Source organism: bacterium, assembly GCA_022763185.1.
Classification (GTDB): Bacteria; Bdellovibrionota_G; JALEGL01; order JALEGL01; family JALEGL01; genus JALEGL01.
Genome location: JALEGL010000005.1, coordinates 36,655 through 60,048 on the forward strand (window position 1 = coordinate 36,655; position 23,394 = coordinate 60,048).

20 protein-coding genes and 1 pseudogene are annotated in these 23,394 nt (G+C 36.0%); 9 read left to right on the forward strand and 12 right to left on the reverse strand.

The features are described 5' to 3' along the window. Window positions 1–27: 27 nt before the first annotated feature. Window positions 28–768 carry a glycosyltransferase family 77 protein gene (locus MRY82_01745; protein MCI5071651.1) on the reverse strand — a complete coding sequence of 247 codons (741 nt, stop codon included), beginning with the start codon at window positions 766–768 and terminating at the stop codon, window positions 28–30. Between the two features lie 426 nt (window positions 769–1,194). Between MRY82_01745 and MRY82_01750 the strand changes: the two genes are divergently transcribed. The 3 genes from MRY82_01750 to MRY82_01760 all read left to right on the forward strand — a co-directional run bounded on the left by MRY82_01750 (window position 1,195) and on the right by MRY82_01760 (window position 6,419). After that, window positions 1,195–1,989, forward strand: coding sequence for an FkbM family methyltransferase (locus tag MRY82_01750; GenBank protein MCI5071652.1), 795 nt, complete (start codon window positions 1,195–1,197; stop codon window positions 1,987–1,989). 261 nt (window positions 1,990–2,250) lie between these two features. Then, the gene (locus tag MRY82_01755; protein ID MCI5071653.1) at window positions 2,251–3,963 is read left to right on the forward strand and encodes a hypothetical protein; all 1,713 of its coding nucleotides are present in this window, start codon (window positions 2,251–2,253) and stop codon (window positions 3,961–3,963) included. 95 nt (window positions 3,964–4,058) lie between these two features. Beyond that, a complete protein-coding gene (locus MRY82_01760; protein ID MCI5071654.1) occupies window positions 4,059–6,419 on the forward strand; it encodes an MMPL family transporter in 2,361 nt (786 codons plus the stop codon). Window positions 6,420–6,457: 38 nt separating this feature from the next. Here MRY82_01760 and MRY82_01765 read toward each other — a convergent pair whose 3' ends face one another. The 4 genes from MRY82_01765 to MRY82_01780 form a co-directional block, all read right to left on the reverse strand. Beyond that, window positions 6,458–7,615, reverse strand: coding sequence for a glycosyltransferase family 4 protein (locus MRY82_01765; protein ID MCI5071655.1), 1,158 nt, complete (start codon window positions 7,613–7,615; stop codon window positions 6,458–6,460). 86 nt (window positions 7,616–7,701) lie between these two features. Continuing rightward, on the reverse strand, window positions 7,702–9,147 hold the full coding sequence (locus MRY82_01770) for a mannose-1-phosphate guanylyltransferase/mannose-6-phosphate isomerase (GenBank protein ID MCI5071656.1): 1,446 nt from the start codon (window positions 9,145–9,147) through the stop codon (window positions 7,702–7,704). Window positions 9,148–9,208: 61 nt separating this feature from the next. Continuing rightward, the gene (locus MRY82_01775; GenBank protein ID MCI5071657.1) at window positions 9,209–9,982 is read right to left on the reverse strand and encodes a DUF3047 domain-containing protein; all 774 of its coding nucleotides are present in this window, start codon (window positions 9,980–9,982) and stop codon (window positions 9,209–9,211) included. 60 nt (window positions 9,983–10,042) lie between these two features. Next, window positions 10,043–11,203, reverse strand: a complete 1,161-nt coding sequence (locus MRY82_01780) for a glycosyltransferase family 1 protein (protein ID MCI5071658.1) — start codon at window positions 11,201–11,203, stop codon at window positions 10,043–10,045. Between the two features lie 257 nt (window positions 11,204–11,460). Here MRY82_01780 and MRY82_01785 point away from each other — a divergent pair, with 257 nt between their 5' ends. Next, entirely contained in the window at window positions 11,461–11,829 is a 369-nt protein-coding gene (locus tag MRY82_01785) for a hypothetical protein (GenBank protein ID MCI5071659.1), read from the forward strand. A gap of 33 nt (window positions 11,830–11,862) precedes the next feature. Here MRY82_01785 and MRY82_01790 read toward each other — a convergent pair whose 3' ends face one another. From MRY82_01790 to lipB, 6 genes are all read right to left on the reverse strand, one after another. After that, the gene (locus MRY82_01790) at window positions 11,863–12,369 is read right to left on the reverse strand and encodes a GNAT family N-acetyltransferase (GenBank protein ID MCI5071660.1); all 507 of its coding nucleotides are present in this window, start codon (window positions 12,367–12,369) and stop codon (window positions 11,863–11,865) included. Between the two features lie 12 nt (window positions 12,370–12,381). Then, window positions 12,382–12,759: a YraN family protein gene (locus MRY82_01795; protein MCI5071661.1), complete on the reverse strand. Its 378-nt coding sequence runs from the start codon at window positions 12,757–12,759 to the stop codon at window positions 12,382–12,384. Window positions 12,760–12,771: 12 nt separating this feature from the next. Next, complete coding sequence (locus tag MRY82_01800; GenBank protein MCI5071662.1) at window positions 12,772–13,404, reverse strand: ribonuclease HII; 633 nt, start codon at window positions 13,402–13,404, stop codon at window positions 12,772–12,774. Window positions 13,405–13,485: 81 nt separating this feature from the next. After that, a complete protein-coding gene (aspS, locus tag MRY82_01805; GenBank protein ID MCI5071663.1) occupies window positions 13,486–15,261 on the reverse strand; it encodes an aspartate--tRNA ligase in 1,776 nt (591 codons plus the stop codon). After that, window positions 15,248–16,543, reverse strand: coding sequence for a histidine--tRNA ligase (hisS, locus tag MRY82_01810; GenBank protein MCI5071664.1), 1,296 nt, complete (start codon window positions 16,541–16,543; stop codon window positions 15,248–15,250). The genes aspS and hisS overlap by 14 nt, the downstream gene beginning before the upstream one ends. 39 nt (window positions 16,544–16,582) lie before the next feature. Next, entirely contained in the window at window positions 16,583–17,239 is a 657-nt protein-coding gene (gene lipB, locus MRY82_01815) for a lipoyl(octanoyl) transferase LipB (protein ID MCI5071665.1), read from the reverse strand. A gap of 62 nt (window positions 17,240–17,301) precedes the next feature. On the opposite strand from lipB, the gene MRY82_01820 reads away from it, so the two are divergent. The 4 genes and pseudogenes from MRY82_01820 to MRY82_01835 all read left to right on the forward strand — a co-directional run bounded on the left by MRY82_01820 (window position 17,302) and on the right by MRY82_01835 (window position 20,804). Beyond that, the gene (locus tag MRY82_01820; GenBank protein MCI5071666.1) at window positions 17,302–17,904 is read left to right on the forward strand and encodes a hypothetical protein; all 603 of its coding nucleotides are present in this window, start codon (window positions 17,302–17,304) and stop codon (window positions 17,902–17,904) included. Between the two features lie 109 nt (window positions 17,905–18,013). Continuing rightward, window positions 18,014–19,432, forward strand: a complete 1,419-nt coding sequence (locus tag MRY82_01825; GenBank protein MCI5071667.1) for a hypothetical protein — start codon at window positions 18,014–18,016, stop codon at window positions 19,430–19,432. A 174-nt stretch (window positions 19,433–19,606) separates the two neighbouring features. After that, window positions 19,607–19,690: pseudogene (locus tag MRY82_01830) on the forward strand (prepilin-type N-terminal cleavage/methylation domain-containing protein). Between the two features lie 922 nt (window positions 19,691–20,612). Beyond that, window positions 20,613–20,804: a hypothetical protein gene (locus MRY82_01835; GenBank protein ID MCI5071668.1), complete on the forward strand. Its 192-nt coding sequence runs from the start codon at window positions 20,613–20,615 to the stop codon at window positions 20,802–20,804. 68 nt (window positions 20,805–20,872) lie between these two features. On the opposite strand, the gene argS is transcribed toward MRY82_01835, so the two are convergent. Continuing rightward, window positions 20,873–22,579, reverse strand: a complete 1,707-nt coding sequence (argS, locus tag MRY82_01840) for an arginine--tRNA ligase (GenBank protein MCI5071669.1) — start codon at window positions 22,577–22,579, stop codon at window positions 20,873–20,875. A 95-nt stretch (window positions 22,580–22,674) separates the two neighbouring features. Between argS and MRY82_01845 the strand changes: the two genes are divergently transcribed. Next, window positions 22,675–23,379 carry a C40 family peptidase gene (locus tag MRY82_01845; GenBank protein MCI5071670.1) on the forward strand — a complete coding sequence of 235 codons (705 nt, stop codon included), beginning with the start codon at window positions 22,675–22,677 and terminating at the stop codon, window positions 23,377–23,379. Window positions 23,380–23,394: the final 15 nt, after the last annotated feature.

Below are 23,394 nucleotides of genomic sequence, written 5' to 3' on the forward strand. Positions count from 1 at the left end.
CGACTAATATTGAATTATCATGTCTTACTATTTCTCCATCAGTTTTTTATAGTAAGGAAGCATTTTGTTATATACTTTATTAGGACGCATACTTGAAAAGTGCCTACATAATTTTCCACCATTTCGACTCACAACCCAAGTTTCTAGATAACCTACCATTTTGTTCAGTTCATCTTGATTTAACATTTCAAAGTTTAAAACATTCTGATTTCTAGGAGGAATAGTGGCCAAAGGACTGGTCTGAGCCCTGTCAATCCACTCTGCAAAAAACGCTTTAACTTTTTCACTGTTTTTCATGACAATAAAACCAGCATTAGGCATTGTTCTTTTTTTAAGTTTCCATGCAGCAGAAAAATTATGCGGGAAATAAAAGTATTTAAGTTTATGTGACCCATCTTTTTGAAATAAAATTTCTATATGATCATACATGAATTCATCTAGCAAGCTCTCTATTGAAACATCTAAGGATGTAGGGATAGTATCAGCATCTACTAAAACAATAGTATCTGCGTTGGATTGATTTATATGGACTTTAACACTGTTAATTTTTGACCAAGCAATATGTAAGTTGTCATAATAAGGCTCTTTGTAATGAAAAAAATTATACCCATAATTGGCTGCATATTTTTTCCATCCTTTGATAGATAAATCTGTGTAAATTTTCAAATTATCTGTTGCAAACATGATAATATCTGTGGTCATATTTGGCTTGTATGCTTTTTGATTGAATATTGCAAACTCAAGATTAAAGTTTATTATTCTATTCACATATTTCGTATCAACTGAACGACTTAGTTATGTATTCTTAGAAAGCTGTGCTTAAAGCTTTTTAGCTTACAATAATTGTCTACCTACTCCTTAAAACAAAACCTATTATTTGCACAAAAAGTGAAAAAATAGATTTACTGTATGAATATCTATATTGCCCTCGATACTATAATTTTTTAAACTTGTTTTGCTACAACAAAAAATCTGGACTCTCACAAGTATCAAAAGTTATTTTACATTGGCAAAAAAACCATTAAAAAAGCTTTTATCTTGACTTTTTATTTTCATAATTTAATTAATGCAAAAAGCTTCCCAATTATCAGAGATTTGCCACCGATTGTTTATAAAAATATGTGCCGTCTTAATCGAATCCATACATTTTCTTGACAGGCATCAATATAAACAAATAGAAGAAAATATTTCAGAATGAAAAAAATTTTAACTTTGACTTTATTAAAAAAATTTTACCAAAAAGGTATTGTATTTCCTTTGAGCTGGTTATTTTGGAAAGCTAAGTTTTTATTATTCACTCTATTTAAAATAAAAAAAATAACTTCAAAATATAAAGTTAAACTTTATTCAAATTACTCAGATTCAACTTTTCATTACTATTTCTGTGGTAGCTATGGAGTTTTTCTAAGTGATTTATTAAGCTCTATAGACAAAAAGTTTTCATTTATAGACGTCGGCGCAAATCAAGGTTTGTATTCAATACTTTCAGCAAAAAATCCTCAATGCAAAAAGGTAGTGGCTTTTGAGCCTGTTGATCAAACATTTCATTATTTAAATAAGAACATTTTACTCAATAATGTTGAGCAAAAGTGTTTCACCTACAATAAAGCCGTTGATAAAGCTCCTGGAACAAAAAATATATACTATGACTCATCCCATACTGGTGTTGCATCACTTGCTATAACAAATAACTCTAAAGGCTCACCAAAAAAAATTGAAACAATCAACTTTAATTTTCTCAATCAAGCCTTTTCTGACTTGTATGAAAATATATATCTAAAAGTTGATGTTGAAGGTCATGAGCTGACCGTTTTGCAGGAAATATTCAAAACAGACAAGTCATACCTGATACAAGGGATTTTTTATGAAGTAGATACAAGGTGGGTTGATCCTACAAAATTAAAAAAACTACTTAGTACCAATGGCTTTTCAAATTTTCAAAAAATTGGAAACTCCAATTCACACTATGATGTATTCGCCACGAAATGAACAATAAATTCAATTGAAAATTGAATTTATAATGTTAAATTATTCTAGAAAACTATGATTTTTCATTAATTATTTCACAACAATAAAATACTTCACCTAACCATTTAAATTAATACCTCAAATTAATTTTTCTAAATAAAATATAACTCAGAAAATATTTGATCAACTTCTCTTTATTGATGCTTTTAAAACAAAACTAATAATTCTCATCTTATAAATTATCCTCTAAAAACTTAGTTTTTATGATAAATGTGAGCCAGTGTGTTTATTCGACTCTATAAAAATAAATCTAGTCTAAGCTCTTCTTTTGCCAGGAATATATTTATTACCCTATTTGCTTTTATCACAAGCGCATATAGCCAAAATAACCCTACAAACAACTTCTCAAAAATCACTATTTATGAGACTTCGGCTGAAACAGCAGGTAAACATAAGTTTATCCTAGACGCACGTCAGAGGATTTATAATAATATTTCAAAAGTTGATGGTAAAGATACCCCTTTTTTTTTAGGTGCATCTATTACTTATGGCTTAAGTCAAAAAACAGACTTTCAATTGGGTGCGCAGGTATTTGATAGCTCATACCTGACAGACCTTGATGGGCGCATTAATAATGGCAATTATGAGTTCACCGTAGGGCTAAAACATAATTTTTTTACCGATATAAGCCGTCAGCACAAAGTCAGTGCTGGTTTTTGGCTTTCTGGCTATCAACGCGGGGCCACCTTTTTTTCTTTACCCCAGACTATTGTTGATGGGACCGGCATTATCCCCAAAATCAGTGTCCACTATTCATGGTTGAAAAAGCATTTAAGCTTTTCAGTAGCACCCACCCTTGTTTTGTATAAAAAAAACAGCGCCAGCTTCTTACCCAGCAACCCTTATAACTTTAAAGCTTTTGGCCCTTTATTTGGTCTAAGCTCTGCAGTCAACTTTAACATTCACAAAAAACTTGGTCTTTGGTTTAATGTTTTTCAACCCATACAGGGAAGCAATAGCCTCAACTTTAACCCTCATGAACCTAAAAAATCTTTGCGTTACGACTTGGGTTTGCAGTATCGAATCAATTCCCAGGTCAGCACAGACATTTTTTTAAGCAATGGCTTAGGCAATGTTGGCGCTTTGAGCCCTTTGGCTGAGTCGCGCATCAATGGCTTGGGCTTAGGGCTGACGGTATACCCTGATTTTCAAAAAAACCAGCTTAATCAAGCGCCCTTCTTTAAAACCCATCTTTTTTCAGTTACTTCCAGTATAGCCAGCAATTCAAGCTACCTCATGATAGATCAGCAGTTTGTTCAAGATTTGAGCATTTTCACCTACATCAACTATGTTTTTGGGCAAACCGATGAGTCAGAGCAGGGTGTTGGCGGCAAACTAACACTGTTTAAATTGACTGACCGTCGGCGTAGAGCACTGCAAATTAGTCTTATGCCAACCATGGCTAGAGGCAATAATTTGCTTGAAAACTTTAGACAAGGCAACAGAGAACTCTTTATGCTAAGCCCAGTTAAAAAAACAATTCCCTTTATATTAAGTGGTGACAATGACAACCCCGGAGACTTAAAAACCTTATGGATCATATCAAGTGCAATGCCTATAGATATTAACCTTTTAAACCGTAGTCATATTCAAATTGCACCTGCTGCAGCTTATGTTCAACGGCGTGGATTGGTTTTTTATGGCTTACAAAATGCTTTAGACTACTTTTTTATAGAAAATACTGCTATATTCTTTTCCAATACCATTGATTTCTCAAACAGTGAGAACGCCTTTGTTGGCTCTTCGCTAAAAAAGAAACTACCGATGGAGTTTGGTATAAAGAGAAATTTTATGTTTTCTAACCATACTCCTTTACAAAAGCTAAGTGCTTCTGTTTTTATTGGTAATACTTTGGGACCAACGACTTGGAATAGATTTAGAGTCAATGCAGAAAACAGGTTCTCTTTTGGACTAAGATTGAAAGCTAATTTTTAACTGTCATGATTTACAAAACAATTATAAACCAACTCTATAAGAAAAAAATTCTAAAATACATTTTAAGGCATCCTATAAAATATAGTGTCTGGCTCATGCTATGTTTAGTGCCAAGTTTAATTTTAGTTCAAAAACTTAAAATTAACAGCGATTTTAAATTTTTACTCCCCCAAGACAAACCAAGTGTTCTGGCTATGAACCTTTTAAAAACACGTAGACAAGAAAGTACGCAGCTTTTATCGATTATTCTTGAAAGCGATGATAAAGATCTCATTGTTAACACTATTGATACTTTAGTTCCTCAACTACAAAAAATAAACAAAACATTCATCAAAAAAGTTAACTATACCATATCGGATGCAAAAGACTTTTATGAAAACAACAAGTATCTTTACCTTGAGCTAGAAGACATAAAAACCATTCGTCAACGACTTAAAGCAAAAATCAAACATGAAAAACTTAAAAATAACCCTTTGTTCTTTGATATAGAAGATAAAAAAGTTGAATTTGATATTTCAGATATTGAAGAAAAGTACAAAAACAAAGATTCACAACAAAACAAATACTCCCCAGACCAGTTTTACAAAGGCTACTTTTTCTCTAAACAGCAAGACTATGCCATTATCATTGTTCAACCTGGCACTGCAATTAGCGGTATTGCCGGCAATGAACGCTTAATTAAAAAAGTAAAGCAAACCATAGAGCAAACCTTTCCCAAAGCAAAACGTCAAAACATAAACATTGAGCTGTCCGGCTCGCTTTATGAAACTGTCTATGAATATAAAACTCTTATTCAAGACATGCTTTCTACTCTCATTTTATGCTTGTCTTTGGTGTTTTTAATTTTATTTTTTTATTTTTTAAATTTTCGGATTGTCTTATTTTTAGTTGTTCCTTTGATATACTCTGTTTTAACTCTGATGGGAATTGCCTATTTTTGTTTTGATTATTTAACCTCTATCACTGTTTTTCTTATGAGCATTATTGTGGGTAATGGTGTTAATACAGGTATTTTGTTGTTATCAGCTTACTTCACTTTTTCTAAAGAGCATCAATCAAAATACAAAGCCTTTTTAAAAGCCACCGACAAAACTGTTTTTTCTACATTTTTTTCTGCCATCACCACCTCTTTGGCATTTTTATGTTTGTACTTTTCAGAAATCAATAGCTTACGACAGTTTGGTGTGGTTGGCTCAATCGGTATTTTTCTAGCTTGGATAGCCAACTTTATGATTTTACCTTTATTTATATTCAACAGTCCCGTTAGAAACATTCAAGGTAAAGTAAGAACTTTTTTCACCGGCATTGCCCACACCATCAGCGAGACCTTCGCTAGCTTTATTCAAAAAAGCTACCCTGCGCTTGCCCTACTGTTAACGCTTTTTCTTTTGTCAACCATCATTCCCATTACCAACTATATACCCAACTCATTAGAATATGATTTTTCAAAATTAAGAAATAAAGTCAGCAACCCAGTTTTCAAAAAAGCCAACAATATATTTAAAGAAGTTAATCCAAGCGTTGTACTTTTTGATCAAGATAATAAGGCTTTTTGCGATGATATAAGCAAAACCATTGATAAAAATGACCCCGACAATTTGCTCGACAGATGTGAAACAGTTTACTCTTTTCTTCCAGAGCAACAGGATCAAAAACTAACAGAGCTTAATAAAATAAAATCTTTACTCAATGATAAATCAATTAACTTTTTAAATAAAAGTGAAAAAAAAGACCTTGTTGAAATTAAAAAAAATCTAGCAAAGCTTGAAAAAATTTCAGCTGCCAATTTGCCAGAGTTAATCAAAAATAAATTTAAAGAAAATGAAACAACATACAATACCATTGCCTATCTTTATCCTGTTCGATCAAAATTAGCGCATAATTCAAAAAATCTTGTTTTATACACTCAAGATATTCAACAAAGAACCGCTAAAGTTGGGAATGCCGTTGTTGCAGGGCAAAGCTTCATTCTTGCGGATCTTATAGCCGCTATCAAAAAAGATGCCCCTAAAACTACACTCTTGTCTTTACTGATCATTTTATTGATTATCATCGTTTTTTTACCTCGGCATCTCATGCTGTATATGACCATTTCAGTTTTTTCATCGTTTCTTCTCATGCTCTTTGCCCAAGTAATTTTCAATATTAAATTTAACTTTATTAACTTTGTTGCTCTTCCTATTAGTTTTGGAATTGGTATTGACTATGCTATTAATTTTTTCTATCAACTCTCTAAACGGCAATCTAATTTAGCACACATCATTCAAAATACTGGCTCTGCCATCATTGTCTGTTCAATGACAACTGTCGTTAGCTACCTATCTTTAATTAGTGCCAATAGCCAAGCTTTGGCCTCTTTTGGTAAACTGGCTTTAATTGGAGAGTTTTCCAGCTTGTTTGTTGTTTTTATTGCTTTACCCTCGTACTATTTTCTCATGACAAAGAAAAAACAATAGCCAAGCGTCTGCTTCACCTCAAATAAGGTAAAAAAAATTTAGCTCTTGATTATCTTTTTAAAAACGTCCACATATTCAGAGGCCATATCTTGCCAAGATGAACAATGTTCATCAGTAAATTTTTTATAGTGTCGTGCTAGTGTTTCTCTTTGCTGATCATCTTTTAATAATTCAACAACTCTTGTTTTCCATTCATCAATATCTTTTGACATTAACAACTCACCATTTTTTTTATGGCTAATTGCTGAAGGAATCCCATCAACATTGGCTGCTAGACATATTGTTTTAGATGATGACGCTTCTAAAGTCACTAAGCCAAAACCTTCATAGTCCCCATGCACTTTTATATTAGGCATCACAAATAAATCTGCATACTGCAGAAGTATTTTAAGCTCTTTATTAGAAAGATTGCTCAAACGGATAATATTAGGATTATTTTTTTGTAAGTCTTTTATGTTTAAATCATCGGTTGGAACACCAAGAAGAAATATTTTTTGAATCAATTTTTTAAGAACAGGAATATTCAGTAAAGTTTTGTATAATTTTGGTTTTTCTAGCTTTGGCCCCACAATCACATAAGCTATAGAGCTGTCTAAAGATGGAACAATATTTTTTCCAAACCACGAAAAACCTTTGCGTACGACTGGTCTACCAATAGACAAAATCACTTTTTTATATTGCTTTAAACCAAACTTTTCTATCGTTTCATTAATATCTTCTTTAGAGAACTTTTGAATGGGTTCTAGAGAAACGCCGTTTTTGACTGGAAATATTTTTTCTTCCACAACTCCACGTTTCATCAACTCTTCCCCAGTTTGAAAACTAACTGGAATAACCGCACTTAATTTTTTTAAATTATTCTTAAGCCAGCGTTGGTAGAAGGTATTGGGATAAACAACATCAAGACCATGTACGGTGACCACAATAGGAGTGGTTATTTTTTTCAAAACAGGAGTAAGAAACAACAGCATGATGAGATCATTGATATAGATCAACTCTATATCCGGATGACGCTTTAATAAACCCAGTACTTTTTTTCCAGCTGTCAAAAAGAACCATAGCTTGCTACCTACACTTTGATAAATATGTTTGTGAACAGTATGCTCTTTTTCTAAGCGTGAAACCAACTCGTAACATTGTTTTTGCATGCCTCCTGTAGAAGGTGGGTACTGATGCGCAAGCACTAAGATTTCCATGCTCATGTGCTTATCATAAATAAAAATGTTGTCCCAGATCTTCTTACGACCAGGAGCACAAACAAAAAATAAGTTTAATCTTACATCTATTTATTTGCCCGGCCGTAAACATCTTCAAGGCGAACAATATCATCTTCACCAAGGTATCTTCCATATTGAACTTCTATCAAATGCAAAGCTTCCTTCCCTGTATTTTCAAGACGATGAGATGCTTCTTTAGGAATATATACTGATTCATTTTCTTTTAAGATTTTTTCTTCATTGTCAATGGTAACCAACGCAGTTCCACTGACAACGGTCCAATGTTCTGAGCGGTGATGGTGATATTGAAGAGATAGCTTGTGGCCTGGGTTGACAATAATACGTTTGACTTGATGTTTCTCACCTTGATCAACACTTTCATACGATCCCCAAGGTCTATGGACTATTGCAGGTTTTTTATACTCATCTCTATCGGACTGCTTCAGTTGCTCAGCAATACTTTTAACCTTCTGAGCTTGACTTTTTGTTGCAACCAATAAGGCATCTTTGGTATCAATAACAATACTTTCTTCTAAGCCTATAACTGCAATTAAGCGATCATGCCCATGGACATAGGTGTTTTTGGTATCTTCTGTAAAAACATTGTTGTTGTTTTTAATATTTCCATCTTCATCTGCACGTGCTGTTGATAAGTCAGAGATCGCATTCCATTCACCGACATCGCTCCAGTCAAAGGCAGCTTTGATGACAATAGCATCAGATGTATTTTCCATAACAGCATAGTCAATTGAAATTGATGTACATTGAGAAAAACTATTTTGCTCAGGGTGAATAACCTTATTGTCTTGTTTAGCCTTATCCATAGCTTGTTTTGAGTTTTCAACAATGTCTGGGTGAAACTGTGCTAGCTCTTTTATATAACTGTTTGGTGTAAACATAAACATACCACTGTTCCAAACATAGTTATTGGTCTTTAAAAACTCTTCAGCCGTTTCTAAACTGGGCTTTTCTTTAAAGTTTTTGATCTTAAACCCATGATCTGTTTCAGAACATTGTTCCCCACACTCTATGTAACCATAACCTGTATGTGGAGATTTTGGCTCAATCCCCATGGTGACCAATTGATCTTTTTGAGCATAACTTACGCCTTCAAGGACTGTTTGATTAAAAAGTTCTTTTTGAATAATTTTATGATCAGATGGCATCACAAACATACAAGCGTCACTATCCTTATCCATTAAACTTTGTGCGGCCAGCGCAATAGCGGGCGCAGTATTTTTAGCTTCAGGCTCTAAAATGATCGCTGTATAATCCAAGCCTATGGCATGTATTTGACTTTTAAGAAGATGTTCAAACCTTTGATTAGAAATAATGATCGGTGGAGCATAGATTTCTCTATTGGAAGTAAGTTCAAGGGTTTCTTGCAACAAACTTTTATCAGAAAAAAAATTAATAAACTGCTTGGGCAAATCTTCTCTAGAAACCGGCCATAGACGCGTTCCTGAACCTCCGCATAAGATCACAGGATATATTTTACTTAACTTTGACATCAACGCTCTCTTTAAATGATTCTTTGTTCAACACTTTGACTTTTCCCCCATAGCAAAAGCTTTACTTAGCTGGTGTGCTTTTTTTGGCGTCCTCATTTTTTTTGTTGCTTGCTTCAGGCTTAATGCTCGACTCAAGCTTCTCTTCCTCTGCATTGGATACTAGCGATTTTTCTTCTTCCTTATTTTTAACTGGCTTTTTTTTAGGTTTTGTCGCCTCTTTTAATAAAATAAAATCATCATAATCCGCTATGGCATGACCTTTCTTGATGCGCTCTGAATCAGTTAAAATACCAAATGCCATGGGGCTTTTCACTTTATCGGTTTCAAAGTATTTTTGATAATCTGCCAATACATCTCTTTCTTCGGTAATCCACTCTCCCATACCATCTTTTCCTGATCGAATCACAATCAAAACCTGTGGATTTTTTCCGGTTTTATAAACATGCTCTCCTACAGGCTCATTTTCTGCCCAGACATATTTTATGGTTTGAAAACGCAATGGGATCAAACTTTTTCTAAAAATAATATAAACTGAAGCCGCACTGTTGTTGGGCTTTGATAATGGCTTACCGCCTTTTGGGTGCTGATGCACACGCCAACGCCAGGACATAATAGGTCTATATTTTAAACTCCAACCTTTAATTTTAAAGGCAGCCACTGCCTTTTTCTGACTGTCCGCATGCAAAAATAAATTGTTATCTTCTTTAACAATAGAGTAGATATCTTCAGCTTCACCTTTTATGTTAGAGACATGCCAACCATTAAAATCTACTTTGCCAACACTTTGTCTTTCAAAATCCTCTAAAATTATTTTTTCTTGCGCCCACGCGCTCACTGCTAGAAATAGGACTACTAAACTCTTTAAAATATGTATTTTTTTAAACATCATGCGTGATTATCCCAACTTTCTGTTTTTTTGCAAAGGAACAGTCAGATTTAGCAAATCTTTATATACGTCTATCACTACCTGATTGACCTGATCCCATTGCTTGGTTTTAGCATAAGCCAATGCTTTTTCTTTTAAGTTTTGCCTTTTGTTTAAGTTTACAACAAGTTCCTGAATACTAGCTGAATAGGCTTGGATATCATCTTGAGAAAAAATATAGCCGGCTTGTGATGCTTTAACAATTTCCTGACATCCTCCCTGATTTGAAACCATTGCAGGGCAACCACTGGCCAAAGCTTCTTGGACAACTTGACCAAAGGTTTCCGTGGTGGAAGGAAAAAATAAAACATCCGCACTGGCATAATATTGCCCTATTTTTTCTGGCTTGATGCTGCCAAAAAAATGCGCTTTGGGCATTTGATTTTTTAAAGCCTCTTTAGCTGGACCATCGCCAACAAAACAAAATTTAATTTTTTTAAACAGTTCTGGCTTGTGTAAAGACAAATCATCGTAGACTTTTCTAATGCATTCAAGGTTTTTGTACCAAACCATGCGCCCGACGTATAAGACATAAAACTTATCATCCCCACCCCAGCTTTGTCTCAACGTAACATTTCTTTTATCCGGAGAAAATTGTTCCTCATCTATGCCTCTACTCCATATTTTTAAGGCATGATTTTCTTTGCTTTTGTCCAGTCCAGTAATACCGTGACTTAACAGTTCATCTTGAATAATTTTAGTAGGGGTAAAAACGGCGTGACATTGATTGTAATGCTGTCTTAGTTTTTTCCACAACCAGTTCTGTAAAAACCCTAACTTGTAATACGGCAAGTAAGATGGAAAATGCGTATGAAAAGATGCCAGTAAAGGAATATCATGCTTTTTGGCATATTTGGCTGCACCATGTCCGGTTAAATCAGGTGTAGATACATGAATAATATTAGGCTTAAATTGTTCTAAAGCTAAGCGTACTTTTTTAGAAAAAAAACCAACCTTGTACTCTGGATAGAAAAATATTGGAATAGATGTCACTTCAAATACGGAAAGGTGAGAAGAATCAAACTTATCCACACAAGGAGAAAAAACCATATGCTCAATACCTTGCTTACTGAGGCTTTTGGACAGTTGAATAAGAGAACGTGCACTCCCATCTGATTTTTCCTTAAACATGCCCGCAAAAATTGCAACTCTCGGTTTCATGAGCGTTTCATAACGTTTTTTTGCCCTGAATAACAGAAAAAAACCTCAACTTATCCACAACCGAGTACCCATAGGTATGTCATACCTATGGGTACTAGTACATAATCTCTTACCCTTTCCCATCACTGAAAGCTGATCAGTACGTAACACCTTTAAACCCCATTAATATTACTTATGGGCAAATTTATCTATCGACACAAAGCATTGTTTCTTGTAAATCCATTTAAATGAAATTATTAGTCACACAGTTTGTCTTATTTTTTGTTGTCTTGCTGCTTTCCTCTAACTTACTGGCTAACCCTAACATACAGACTGTAAGTTTATCTTGTTCAATAAAATTTGATGATAAATTTGACTTTGATATTGTTGGAGCCACAATGGTATTGGCCCATGGAATCGCAGTTGTTACTGAAGAAGGTAACGATTGTCCTTCTGATATCAAGTTTGAGATAATCAAAAATGACTATACATCAGGACAGTTAATCAATGGCAAAAACAGTGCTTGTCTCTATAAATTTGAAGCATTGTTAGCTTCACCAAGAGATCCTGAAAGTTCACTTAATTTCACAGGTACTCTCGAGTGCTCTGTTTTTTAGAATAAGAAAAGTTCAAGGTACAACGAACTAAAATTAAGTTTGTATTTTGAGTTGCATGGGAATGCCACTGACCATGGAACCGCCTATTTCTTCTTTCACCCTTGGTCCTGTTTGTTCAAAACCCATTTTTTTGTAAAAGCCTAAAGCCGTTAAAGATGAATCCAACTTAATGGCATTGATCCGATTCTCCTTGGAAATTTGTAGCATGGCCGCAATCATTTTTTTCCCAAAGCCCATCCCAATAATATCTGGATGAAAATACAATGCCGCTAGATCTGCGCATTTTTCTTTTTTGTTTAAGATCAAACAGCCTATACCTTTGATATCACGTGTGATTTGATCTTCTACAACCCAAACCCAATGCTTATCAATAGCATTAGACCATTTTTTATAATCAAAGGGTCTTTGTCCCCAGCCTGCAACTTCTTCTTTGCCATGCGCATGAATGCATACATTCATAATGGAATACATATGCACATCATGAATGGCTTGTTCATCACCATGCTTGGCCTTACGAATTTGATAATTTGCTGCATGCATACTTTTCGTCAATCACAGTCCATCCATATCGTCAATGGCATAGGCATAATGTTCAATACAAGACTGTTGATGTGGCTGATAAACCACTAAATCAAATTGCACCGTGTAATCACAATACTTTGGATGATGCATTAAAAAAAATTGCGCCAAGCGAATCAATTTTTGTTTCTTATGCCAGTTAAAATGAACTTTGGGTGATATGCTTGTGTGCGTTCCAGACTTTACTTCTACAATCAGGAGGGTCTTTGCCTTATGCATGATCAAATCAATTTCACCCAAAGGGCAGCGATAATTTTTATAGAGCAGCTTATACCCTTGTTTTTGCAAAAACTTCTGCGCTTGCTCTTCTCCCAGAGCACCTAAGGTTTTTCTATTTTGAATTTTAAACAAAAAGTATTCTGATCAACGTTTCAATTGAAAACTCTTTCTATGCAATGGGCTCATCCCGTGCTCTACAATGGCTTGCTTGTGCACAGTTGTAGCGTAGCCTTTGTGCTTAATAAAATCATAGAGGGGATACTCTTCATGATACTGACGCATCATTCTGTCTCGAGTTACTTTAGCAATAATGGATGCTGCGCCAATGGATATACAGCGGTCATCACCTTTGGTTAAGGTGTATTGCTTGATATCCGATTTAAAAGGAATATGCCCATCCACCAAACATAAATCTGCTTGTTGTTTTAAGTTGCTCACCGCAATCTGCATGGCATACAAACTGGCTTGTAAAATATTCATAGTATCTATGCTAGATGCATCAACAATGCCAACAGCATAATCAATGTAAGGTAAGGCAATTAAGGTATCAAATAGTGCTTCACGTTTTCTTTCGGCAATCTTCTTAGAGTCTTTGATATCATACAATAGCTCAAGAGGTTTTTGCTTAAAACACACTGCCGCAGCAACCACTGGCCCAGCCAAGGCACCTCTCCCCGCTTCATCCACACCGGTAATGTGACTGAAATTCATGGTTTGAAAATACTCCTCTAGAGCATAATACTTCTCTGGGCGGTGATGTTGTTGCTCAAATCTCATTCTTCTCTTTCATCTCAAAAGCTAAAATTTAGCTTTTGAAAGTACCTAAAGGTACCGGCTACCTTTAGGTACTTTCTGGGTTTATTTGGCTTTACGCACATGCAAATGCAACTCATCTAAGCTTTCTTGAGGCACTTGTGCTGGTGCTTCGCACATCAAGTCACTGGCATTTTGTGTTTTTGGAAATGCAATTACATCGCGGATGGCCTGAGTCTCCGATAAAATCATGGCCATGCGATCCAAACCGAAAGCAATACCACCATGGGGTGGCGTACCATACTTTAAAGCTTCTAAGAAAAAGCCAAATTTTAAGTTTGCCTCTTCTTCACTGATATTCAATACATCAAACACCTTGGCTTGCATTTCACTGTCATGAATACGAATCGAACCACCGCCAATTTCATAACCATTGAGTACCAAGTCATAAGCTTTGGCTTTAAGCGTATCCAAGGTTTTTTCAGACAACTCTTGTCCTGCTTCCAATTTTGGGTGCGTAAACGGATGGTGCATGGAAAAATAACGCCCGGCTTCTTGGTCGTATTCAAACATGGGAAAGTCTGTGATCCACACAAAAGCATGTTCTTTTTCTGGAGCAATCTCTAAACGAGCGATGCACTCTTTTTTAATCACACCCAAGACTCTGCGCGATACATCGGCTTTATCTGCAACCAGTAAACCTAAATCACCCTCTTTAAGCTCCAAGGCTTTGGCCATGCTCTGCATTTCTTCTGAACTTAAAAATTTTTCTACAGAGGAACTTAAGCCTTCTGGCTTTTGTCTGACCCACACCATGCCTTTGGCACCATGATCTTGTGCCATTTTAACCAATTGGTCGACCTGATTTCTGGATATGACATTGCCGCCTGGGATTCTTAGGCCCCTGATTTCACCTTGACTTGCAACAACTGATTTAAAAACATTAAACTCTGTCTGTTCAAATACTGAATTTAAATTTTTAAGCGGCATACGCCAGCGCAAATCTGGCTTATCTGATCCATACTCTTCCATGGCTTGTGCATAAGTCATACGCTCGAACTGTGCTTCTGGAATAGCCTTATTTAAAACGCTATCCCATACACACGCCATCATTTTTTCAATCAAATTAAAAATCAGGTCTTCATGGGCAAAACTGATTTCCATATCCAACTGAGTAAACTCGGGCTGTCTATCTGCCCGTAAATCTTCATCTCTAAAGCAGCGCGCAATTTGATAATAACGATCAAAACCTGAGACCATCAACAGTTGTTTGAACAACTGTGGCGACTGAGGCAAAGCATAAAAACTGCCCGGATGCACTCGACTGGGCACCAAATAGTCTCTGGCTCCTTCTGGTGTAGCTTTGGTTAAAATAGGGGTTTCTATCTCTAAAAAATATTCTTCATTTAAAAAATTTCTCAAAGCATGGTTTAATTTGTGACGGAGAACCAAATGCTTTTGCAAGCCGTCTCTACGCATATCCAAATAGCGGTACTTTAAACGCACACTCTCACTGACATCACTGTCTTCATTGATAGGAAACGGTGGTGTTTTGGCTTTGGATAAAATATTGAGCTCATGGGCATAAACCTCAATCTCACCGGTAGGCATATTTTTATTCACCATACCCTCTAAACGTAAAAAAACCTTACCTTGCACAGCAATCACATCCTCATGCCGTAAAGCCTCTGCTATACCATGCGCCTCTTTATTGTGTTCAGGGTTAAAAACCAACTGGGTAACACCATAACGATCTCGCAAATCAATAAAAATAACTCCGCCATGATCCCGACGTCTGTTAACCCAACCGGTTAAACACACCTCCTGATCTTTATCTTTTCCAGTCAATTGGCCACAATTATGGCTTCTATAGTTTTGCATCCATACCTACCTTATTTTCATCTTTTAAAACTTGTTCCCGTAAAAAGTCTATGCCCAAATTGTATTCAATTTCTTTTTGCTCTTTACTCATAAAATTTTTAAACAAAACCGTATCATTCTCTAACTCTTGATCACCCAGAATCAATACATACTGTGGATCCAGTTTAGCCACCGCCCTTAAACCTGACTTCATGCTTGTTTTATCAAATACAACATCAATTTTCATGGCTTTGGCCCAGTCCAATTGCCGCAAAGACCAAGCCAAATGATTGGCCTTAGCTTGCGCTTTCTCACTCAAGGGCAACACAACGCATTGTTTTTGTTTTTCTGATGCCGCCATTTGACTGATCATCAACAAACGTTCCATGCCCATGGCAAAACCAACGGCTGGGATGTCTTGCCCTGCAAAAGACTGAATTAAATTATTGTAGCGGCCGCCGCCGCCAACTGCGTTTTGGCTCCCCAAACCCTGAGCTATAACTTCAAAAGCGGTATGTGTGTAATAATCCAAGCCCCTAACAATCCGAGTATTGATCTCATAAGGAATTTGCATTTGACTCAGTTGCGCTTGAACTTGATCAAAATGAACTTTACACGCGTCCGTTAAATGGTCCAACATGACTGGAGCATCTTGCATGATGTCTTGGGTTTTTGTATCTTTAGAATCAAAAATCCGCATCGGGTTATCTTGCATTCTTTGCCGTGACGTCGCATCCAAATCTGCCTCATATTTTTGTAAATAATTGAGTAAGGCTTCTCTGTACTTTGGTCTACAGGTTTCATCACCAAGGCTATTGAGCATGATTTTAGGCGAAGGAATGTTAAGTTTTTGACAAATTTGATAAAGCATTGAGATCACTTCTGCATCAACGCCCGGTGCATGACTGCCAAAATACTCTACCCCCATTTGATGAAACTGCCGAAAGCGCCCTTTTTGTGGTCTTTCCCGTCTAAACATAGGGCCCATGTAATATACTTTTTGTGGGCTTTTTTGTGCCAAAAGCTTGTGCTGCATCAAAGCTCTTACCGTTCCCGGTGTTCCTTCTGGCCGTAAACTAATGGCGTCACCGTTTTTATCTTCAAAGCGGTAAAATTCTTTTTGTACAATATCGCTCTGTTCACCGGTAGACTTGATGAATAAATCTGCGTTTTCTAGAACAGGAGTTCTTATCTCACTATAGCCATAATTATGGGCAATATCTCGCAATACCTGCTCCAAACGTTGCCAATTTTCTACTTCACCAGGCAATACATCTGGCATGCCTTTTAAACTTTGAATCATCGTCGTACAGTCCTAACTAAAAACAATAAAATAAAACTATTACTCTGTCTCGGTAAGCTTACAAGAAAAAACCTCTTCAAAAGCACTTTTTGCTCGCTCAAAAGACGTTTTAAAATCCAAGTCCGCTCCAGTTTCTTTGGCCAAGGAGGTCATTTGTACACCATCCAAACCACAAGGCAACATCACATCAAAATGACCTAAGTCCGGATTAATGTTCAAGGAAAAACCATGCATGCTCACCATCTTACGCACATGAATCCCCACAGAACCCAATTTTTTTTGCTCATTGAGCCAAGCTCCGGGAAAGCCATCTTTTCTTTGCGCTTTAACGCCATATTGCTGACACACATGAAGCATGACTTTTTCTAAAGCACACACAAACTGTTTTACACCCATGGAAAAGTCTTTCATATTGACTATGGGGTACATAACCAACTGTCCAGGGCCATGGTAGGTGATTTTTCCGCCACGGTTAATTTGGGCCAACTCAAAGCCACGTTTTTCTAACCATGAAAAGCTATGTTTTAAATTTTCACCCTTTTCTGCTCGGCCAAAAGTAATACAGGGCTGGTGTTCAACCATTAAAATTCTTCCTGGACTGCCCTGATGGAGAAGGCCATCCCTGATTTGATTCTGTAGATCTAGAATTTCATTATAGCTTTTGTTTTGAATAATTTGATAGGTGTACGTTTGCATAACTTTAGCGCCTAGACATAACAAAACTTGACTATTTTGGCTATTGCCACAAAATAGTAAGTATGAAAAAATTATATTTATTACTTATTATACTAGGACTGGCTTTTAACTTTAATAGCATTGCTTTGGCAGATCACCATATGCCTGCTGCATGTGATTGCAACACTCAGGATGCAAGTGCTAAACCTTGCGAGGGGAAAACCTGTGATGCTAAAAACAAAAAAGACTGTAAAGGCTGCAAAGGCAAATACAAAAGACATCATTGGGCCAAGAAAAAAATGGACCATACCCAGTTTTATTTGAGTCATGCAAAAGAGCTAGAGCTAGATAAAAAACAAATTAAAACCTTGAAAAAACATCAAGCTGCTTATGAAAAAAAACAAGATCAACTGCATAAGCAATGGCAAGAGCTACATGAAGATTTTGCACAAAAAATCCATGATAAAAGCTTAACTGAAGCACAAATCAAAGAACACGCACAAAAAGTAGGCGCTTTAAAAGCAGAAAAAGTTGAACACAATTTAATGCACCAACACACTTCATCAAAAGTACTGACCGAAGCTCAAAACAAAAAAGTGTGGGAAATGCTAAAAAGCAAAACCCCAGAAAAAAAACATAAAAAATCTGGCAAAAAAAAGCGTAAGAAAAATAAAAAAAAGAAGTAACGTCACTGAATATTTCTCTTAAAAAGCCTGGCATGTGAGGACATGCCAGGCTTTTTTATTATTGTAAATCTTATTGATTGCCGCTTAGCATTATGCTAGCAATAGACGCATGTGGAAGTGGGTACAAAAAACAATTTTCTTTTTAATTATTCCTTTTCTTACAGCTTCTGCCAATGAGCTTTCACCGCAATGGGAAAGTTTTGATCCATACAGAATTCAATATGATACTAAAACTATTTTTGCTTCGGTAAAACTTTCTGATGGCAAAGAACAACTCATTTTTCTTCAAGTTAAGGATGAGACCGACACCTTATTTTGGGGCTTGGCTAAAAGAACTGAAAACAACTATAGCCCTATAGACTCTAATAGGACGTATGGTTTAACACCGTTTGAATTAATGCAAATTAGAGAGTCGGTGAGATATGATAGAATCATGTTTGATTTAATCGTGGGGCGCAACCTTTCCCATCTGCATGAAGTTAAACTTGATGAGGTCTACAAAAACCAAGCACTTTTTCTTTCTGGTGTGGAAAACTTTTTACTGTCTTACTGGTATCAGCAAATTGAATATCATATTCAACACACCTTGCATGATCGCTATCCAAACTTAATTGAAAAAATTCAATTGGGCTTCAGTTTTGAAGAACGCCCAATCAATGCCTATAAAATAGCTTGTCCTGACAATTTATCAGACATCAATCTTATTTGGCTATCCTTAGAGCATGCTAGAGAAAAGTCAACGGTACACGCCAACCTCTATGCTATGCATTATTTTTTGCAGCAATTAAAAGCCCATCCTAAACATTATTGTAACACTGCTATTTGGTTTATACCGATTTTAAACCCTGATGGCTTTGTTTATGCTAACACTTACAATGAAATGTGGAGAAAAAACAGACGCCCAGTATCGAATTCCTGGCAAAACGGAGAAAAAATTGAAAGTTTTGGTGTTGACATTGCTCGCAATTTTTATGACCCCATGTGTCCACAAGACTTTAGACTTAAAGGTGACCAAAGCTTTCCAGATGATGATAAGAGGTTTTATAAGGGAAAAGCTACTTTTTCAGACGATCCTGAATCCAATATATACAGAGGCACCCGCAACAGTGAAGCTGAAACGCGTGCATTAATCAGCTTGGTTGATGGCAACCATTCAAAAATCTCTTTTGATAATATTGTCACCCTACACTCTGCATACAAAGATGGAGGTATTTTTCATATTGATGATCAAGAACCCAGAACTTTGGCTGAATATATGAGTTATGCTCTTAATTCTTCCGGCTATAAAGGTTACGGCAGCTATAATCTATCTGAAATATACAATGATGATATTCCAGGAATTCCTGAACTATACATGCATAATAGAGGTATTCCCATGTTGACGATTGAGCTTAGATTAAACCAAACCCCTTTGTGTTATAACCCATTTGATCCGCCTTTAGAGCAGTATATAGAAGATCAACATACTATTAAACATGCCTTGTTTGCTAATATTCATTATTGGCAAAACTCTATCAACTCTAAATAGTTGCACTATATTCAAAACTCTTGCACCACCTAAAACTCTACAAGCTCACTGCTCTACTTTTTTTGATTAAACTCCCATAAAGCCGGCTTGTTAACTAAAGTTACCTTTATTCCTCTAACACTCCCTACAGGTGTTACGTTGTTTTATCTGTGCATAACACGGTATAATTATATCATGCACTCCCATAAAAATAGAGGTTTTACACTCATTGAACTCATGATTGCTGTTGCAATTCTTGGTATATTAGCTGCTGTTGCCGGCTCAGCATTTTACAGCCATCTTTTAAAATCAAAATCTGCCCAAGGTCCTGTGATTATTAGAAGTTATTATGATGCAGAGGTCGTTTTTGCTTCAAAGAATAGTATCTTGGTTAGAGATTCAAACTACGGTGATGTGGCTTGCAAGCCTGTTCCAACATTCATGAGTGTATGTACAAAAGGTCTTTTAGACAACAATCAAATTGTTGATTACCCTCCTACTAAAAAGCGAAGGTATGCAATTTATTTCAAAGATAAAAACTATTTTACCTACAATCCATCTAACAACACTTGCACCTTTGATGATTATGTCGGACACCCTCAATATTTAGGGTTTTCATACGGGGAAAGTCTTCGACAAAACGGTGATGAATCCTATGTCATTATGCCCACACCAAGTTATTTTCTGGTAAGGGCGCGCAAAGATATTTCTCTAGCCAATGAATACGGCGTTCACATTAATGATACATTGATGATTACAGCTGCAGCCGATCTAGATGGAGACTTTAATGACGGACGCTTATACTGTAGACAAGGCGGTGAAGTTTCTCCTTCACAAGTTTATTTTGCTGAGCCTCGTGTGAGCATTTATGCAAGAGGAATGTACAAGGATAGTAATGGAGATATTCAAGGCTCAGCTGCATTAATCAAAAAAAATGAACTTGAATAATCCCGACAAGCATTTCTCTAAGAAAAAACCATCTTAATATCTGGAGAGCTGTGACTTACAATCACCCTTAAAAAAAGAATTGACCCGAACTCTAAGCTTACCTAAAAATAATGTATTGCGTTATTATTTTTGCCGTTTTTAAAAACCAAGATTCTAAGATATTAATAATAAAGTATTTTTTTAAAAAAACAGTATTTGATTTTTCAACTCTTTTTTGTTTTAATGTTTCACATGGGGAGTTAAAGGAGCGAATATGAGCAAAAAAGTAGATAGTATAGAAAACGTTGATATCGAAAAACTAAAGGCAGAAAATTTACAATTGGATGATGCGGAAATTTATGAAAGTCCCACCCAACGCCAAAAAAACAAGCGTAACCCTTTCATTAAAGACCCTGCTGCCTACGCGGCTTACAGGAACCGTAGAATAAAAAACCGTTTAATCTAAAACCCACCAGAAAAACAATCAACAATTTGAACAAAGCCTAAACCTTAGAAAAGTTTAGGCTTTGCTGCTTACATTTTTTCAACGCGTGGAACACCTAAAAGTTTCAAGCTTGACTCTAAAACAATGGTTAAGCTCTTAACCAGACACAATCTAAAATACTTCTGGTGTTCTGGGGCATCCAGCACCCTACATTTTGCATAAAAACGATTAAACTGCTTAACCAATTCCAAGGCATAATGCGACAAATAAAAAGGTTCTTTTTCTTTAAGGGTTTTACCTAATATTTGAGGATAATCATTGAGACTTTGCAGCAAACTTCGTTCTTCAACCGTTTCAATAGAGTCAATCTTTATTTTATCTGACCACTGGCCCTCATACTTTTCTAAAACTGACTTTGCTCTAACCAAGCCATACTGTAAATAAGGACCGGTTTCACCTTCAAAATTTAAAATCTCATCCCAGGTAAACTTCACATCTCTTGCCAGTTTAGCATTAAGGTCTGCAAATAAAACTGCACCCAGACCAACAGCATTGGCTATGGCTTGCTTATTATTCAGTGTCGCATTTTTTTCTTCAATGATACTCAAAGCTCTATCCTTGGCTTGCGCTATAACTTCTTTGAGTAAAACAATATTGCCTTTGCGCGTGGACATTTTTTCATGACCAAAATCAACATGGCCATAAGCAACATGATGACAGCGATCAACAAAATCACATCCTAATAGCTCTAATACTTTGAACAGTTGTTGAAAGTGTAGTTTTTGGGGGTTACCCACAACATACAGCATTTCATCAAAATGAAACTGTTGATAACGATACTGGGCCGCTGCCAAATCCCGGGTCATATACAAAGAACTTTCATCTTTTTTCTGTATAACACTGACTCCCAGTTTATAGTCTTTTAAATCAACAATCTTTGCATCTTGACTATCTTTTAATAGATTTTTTTGTTTAAGATCAACAATAAGCTCATCAAGCATATCAACATAAAAACTCTCACCCCAAACATGATCAAACTCAACACCTAACTCTTGATAAATAGTGTTGAGTTCTTTTAAGGATATATCTTTAAACCATTGCCACAATTCTTTGGCAGTTTCATCATTTTGCTCCAACTTGGCAAACCACTCTCTGGCTTGATCGGCTAAACTTGGATCTTTTTTTTCTTCTTCATGAAACTTAACATAAAGTTTGTACAAGGTGTCGATAGGGTGCTTTTCTAAGTCTTCAGCATTCCCCCATAATCTAAAAGCCAACATCACCTTACCAAATTGTGTCCCCCAGTCTCCTAAGTGATTGATACGAATCACATTCCAGCCTTGATGTTTAAAAACTCTTGCCAAACATGCACCAATGTTGGTTGTTCTTAAATGACCAATGGATAATGGCTTAGCTATATTCGGGCTTGAAAATTCCAAGACCACTGTCGGTGGGGCATCCAAACTTTTTTTAGCAAACAAATCTCCTTCATTGATGATTGTTTGCAATAGTTCCTGTCCCAGTAAGATTTGATTTTGCTTAAAGTTGAGGTAGGGTCCAAGAGCATTAACACTGTCTATATAACTACTTAAGTTGTGCTTTTTTAGTTTTTCACAGAACTCTTGCGCAATCAGATTGGGAGCTTTTTTAAGCGTTTTTGCCCAAGCAAAGCACGGCAAGGACAAATGACCATGCTCTGGGTTTTGTGGTTTTTCTAATAGTTCTTCAAGAACATCTTGATCCAACTGTAAATACTGTATAAGCGTTTCTTGAACAATTGTTTTAAACTTGCACATAAGAATATCTGCTTAAACACTTTTACCCTTGATCATGTCAAGTAAGTATTTTTTAACTTTTAGTTTTTTTTATTCGTGATAATCTTATAGAAAGTATGGGTTTTGATATCTTGAGTACGAACAACAACTTTAAAAGTCACTTTTTAAAAAAACGTCTTGTTTTATCCTTATCCTTTTTTTTGTTTTTTTCTATCAGCGCCTGCCATAAAACATTAAAAAAAAACAACATGTTATGGGACAGTCACTCTAATGCAACCAAGCGCAGAAGATTGGTTGCCGATGCCTACCAACTGAAGAGAGCTCGATCCTATCAATTTGAAGATGCTCACTTTTCATATGATTGTAGCGGTTACATTGCCAGCATTTTACACCGCAATGGCTTGCTCACTAAAAAGTATGCTAGAACCCAAAAAGTCAAAGGCAATGGTGTCTCTATTCTTTATCAATTCATTGAAAAAAATGGTTCTATTTTAGATAAAGACCAGTTTCCAAAAATGGGGGATATTGTTTTTTTCTCTAATACTTACGACCGCAATCGTGATGGGAAAAACAATGATGTTTTAAGTCACATTGGAATTATAGAAAATGTCAGCAATGATGGCCAAATCACTTTTTTACATCACAGCAGTGGCAAAGTGCGTAAATCCTATTTAAACAATGGCTTTGCCAATCAACACAAAGATAAAAATAAAACGCTGTTAAACAGTTTTTTAAGACGTAGACGTTCCAGCGACCCCAGTAATACCAAGTATTTAGCAGCACAATTGGTGCATTCTTATGGTTCTTTAATTTTAAAATAAACTGTGCTAGTCTTG

Bases quoted from the DNA above. Each gene is read 5' to 3' on its own strand.
- MRY82_01750 (MCI5071652.1), top strand. From the start codon at position 1,195: ATGAAAAAAATTTTAACTTTGACTTTATTAAAAAAATTTTACCAAAAA.
- MRY82_01760 (MCI5071654.1), top strand. From the start codon at position 4,059: ATGCTATGTTTAGTGCCAAGTTTAATTTTAGTTCAAAAACTTAAAATT.
- MRY82_01765 (MCI5071655.1), bottom strand. From the start codon at position 7,615: ATGGAAATCTTAGTGCTTGCGCATCAGTACCCACCTTCTACAGGAGGC.
- MRY82_01770 (MCI5071656.1), bottom strand. From the start codon at position 9,147: ATGTCAAAGTTAAGTAAAATATATCCTGTGATCTTATGCGGAGGTTCA.
- MRY82_01780 (MCI5071658.1), bottom strand. From the start codon at position 11,203: ATGTTTAAGGAAAAATCAGATGGGAGTGCACGTTCTCTTATTCAACTG.
- MRY82_01785 (MCI5071659.1), top strand. From the start codon at position 11,461: ATGAAATTATTAGTCACACAGTTTGTCTTATTTTTTGTTGTCTTGCTG.
- MRY82_01790 (MCI5071660.1), bottom strand. From the start codon at position 12,369: ATGCATGCAGCAAATTATCAAATTCGTAAGGCCAAGCATGGTGATGAA.
- MRY82_01800 (MCI5071662.1), bottom strand. From the start codon at position 13,404: ATGAGATTTGAGCAACAACATCACCGCCCAGAGAAGTATTATGCTCTA.
- aspS (MCI5071663.1), bottom strand. From the start codon at position 15,261: ATGCAAAACTATAGAAGCCATAATTGTGGCCAATTGACTGGAAAAGAT.
- hisS (MCI5071664.1), bottom strand. From the start codon at position 16,543: ATGATTCAAAGTTTAAAAGGCATGCCAGATGTATTGCCTGGTGAAGTA.
- lipB (MCI5071665.1), bottom strand. From the start codon at position 17,239: ATGCAAACGTACACCTATCAAATTATTCAAAACAAAAGCTATAATGAA.
- MRY82_01820 (MCI5071666.1), top strand. From the start codon at position 17,302: ATGAAAAAATTATATTTATTACTTATTATACTAGGACTGGCTTTTAAC.
- MRY82_01825 (MCI5071667.1), top strand. From the start codon at position 18,014: ATGTGGAAGTGGGTACAAAAAACAATTTTCTTTTTAATTATTCCTTTT.
- MRY82_01835 (MCI5071668.1), top strand. From the start codon at position 20,613: ATGAGCAAAAAAGTAGATAGTATAGAAAACGTTGATATCGAAAAACTA.
- argS (MCI5071669.1), bottom strand. From the start codon at position 22,579: ATGTGCAAGTTTAAAACAATTGTTCAAGAAACGCTTATACAGTATTTA.
- MRY82_01845 (MCI5071670.1), top strand. From the start codon at position 22,675: ATGGGTTTTGATATCTTGAGTACGAACAACAACTTTAAAAGTCACTTT.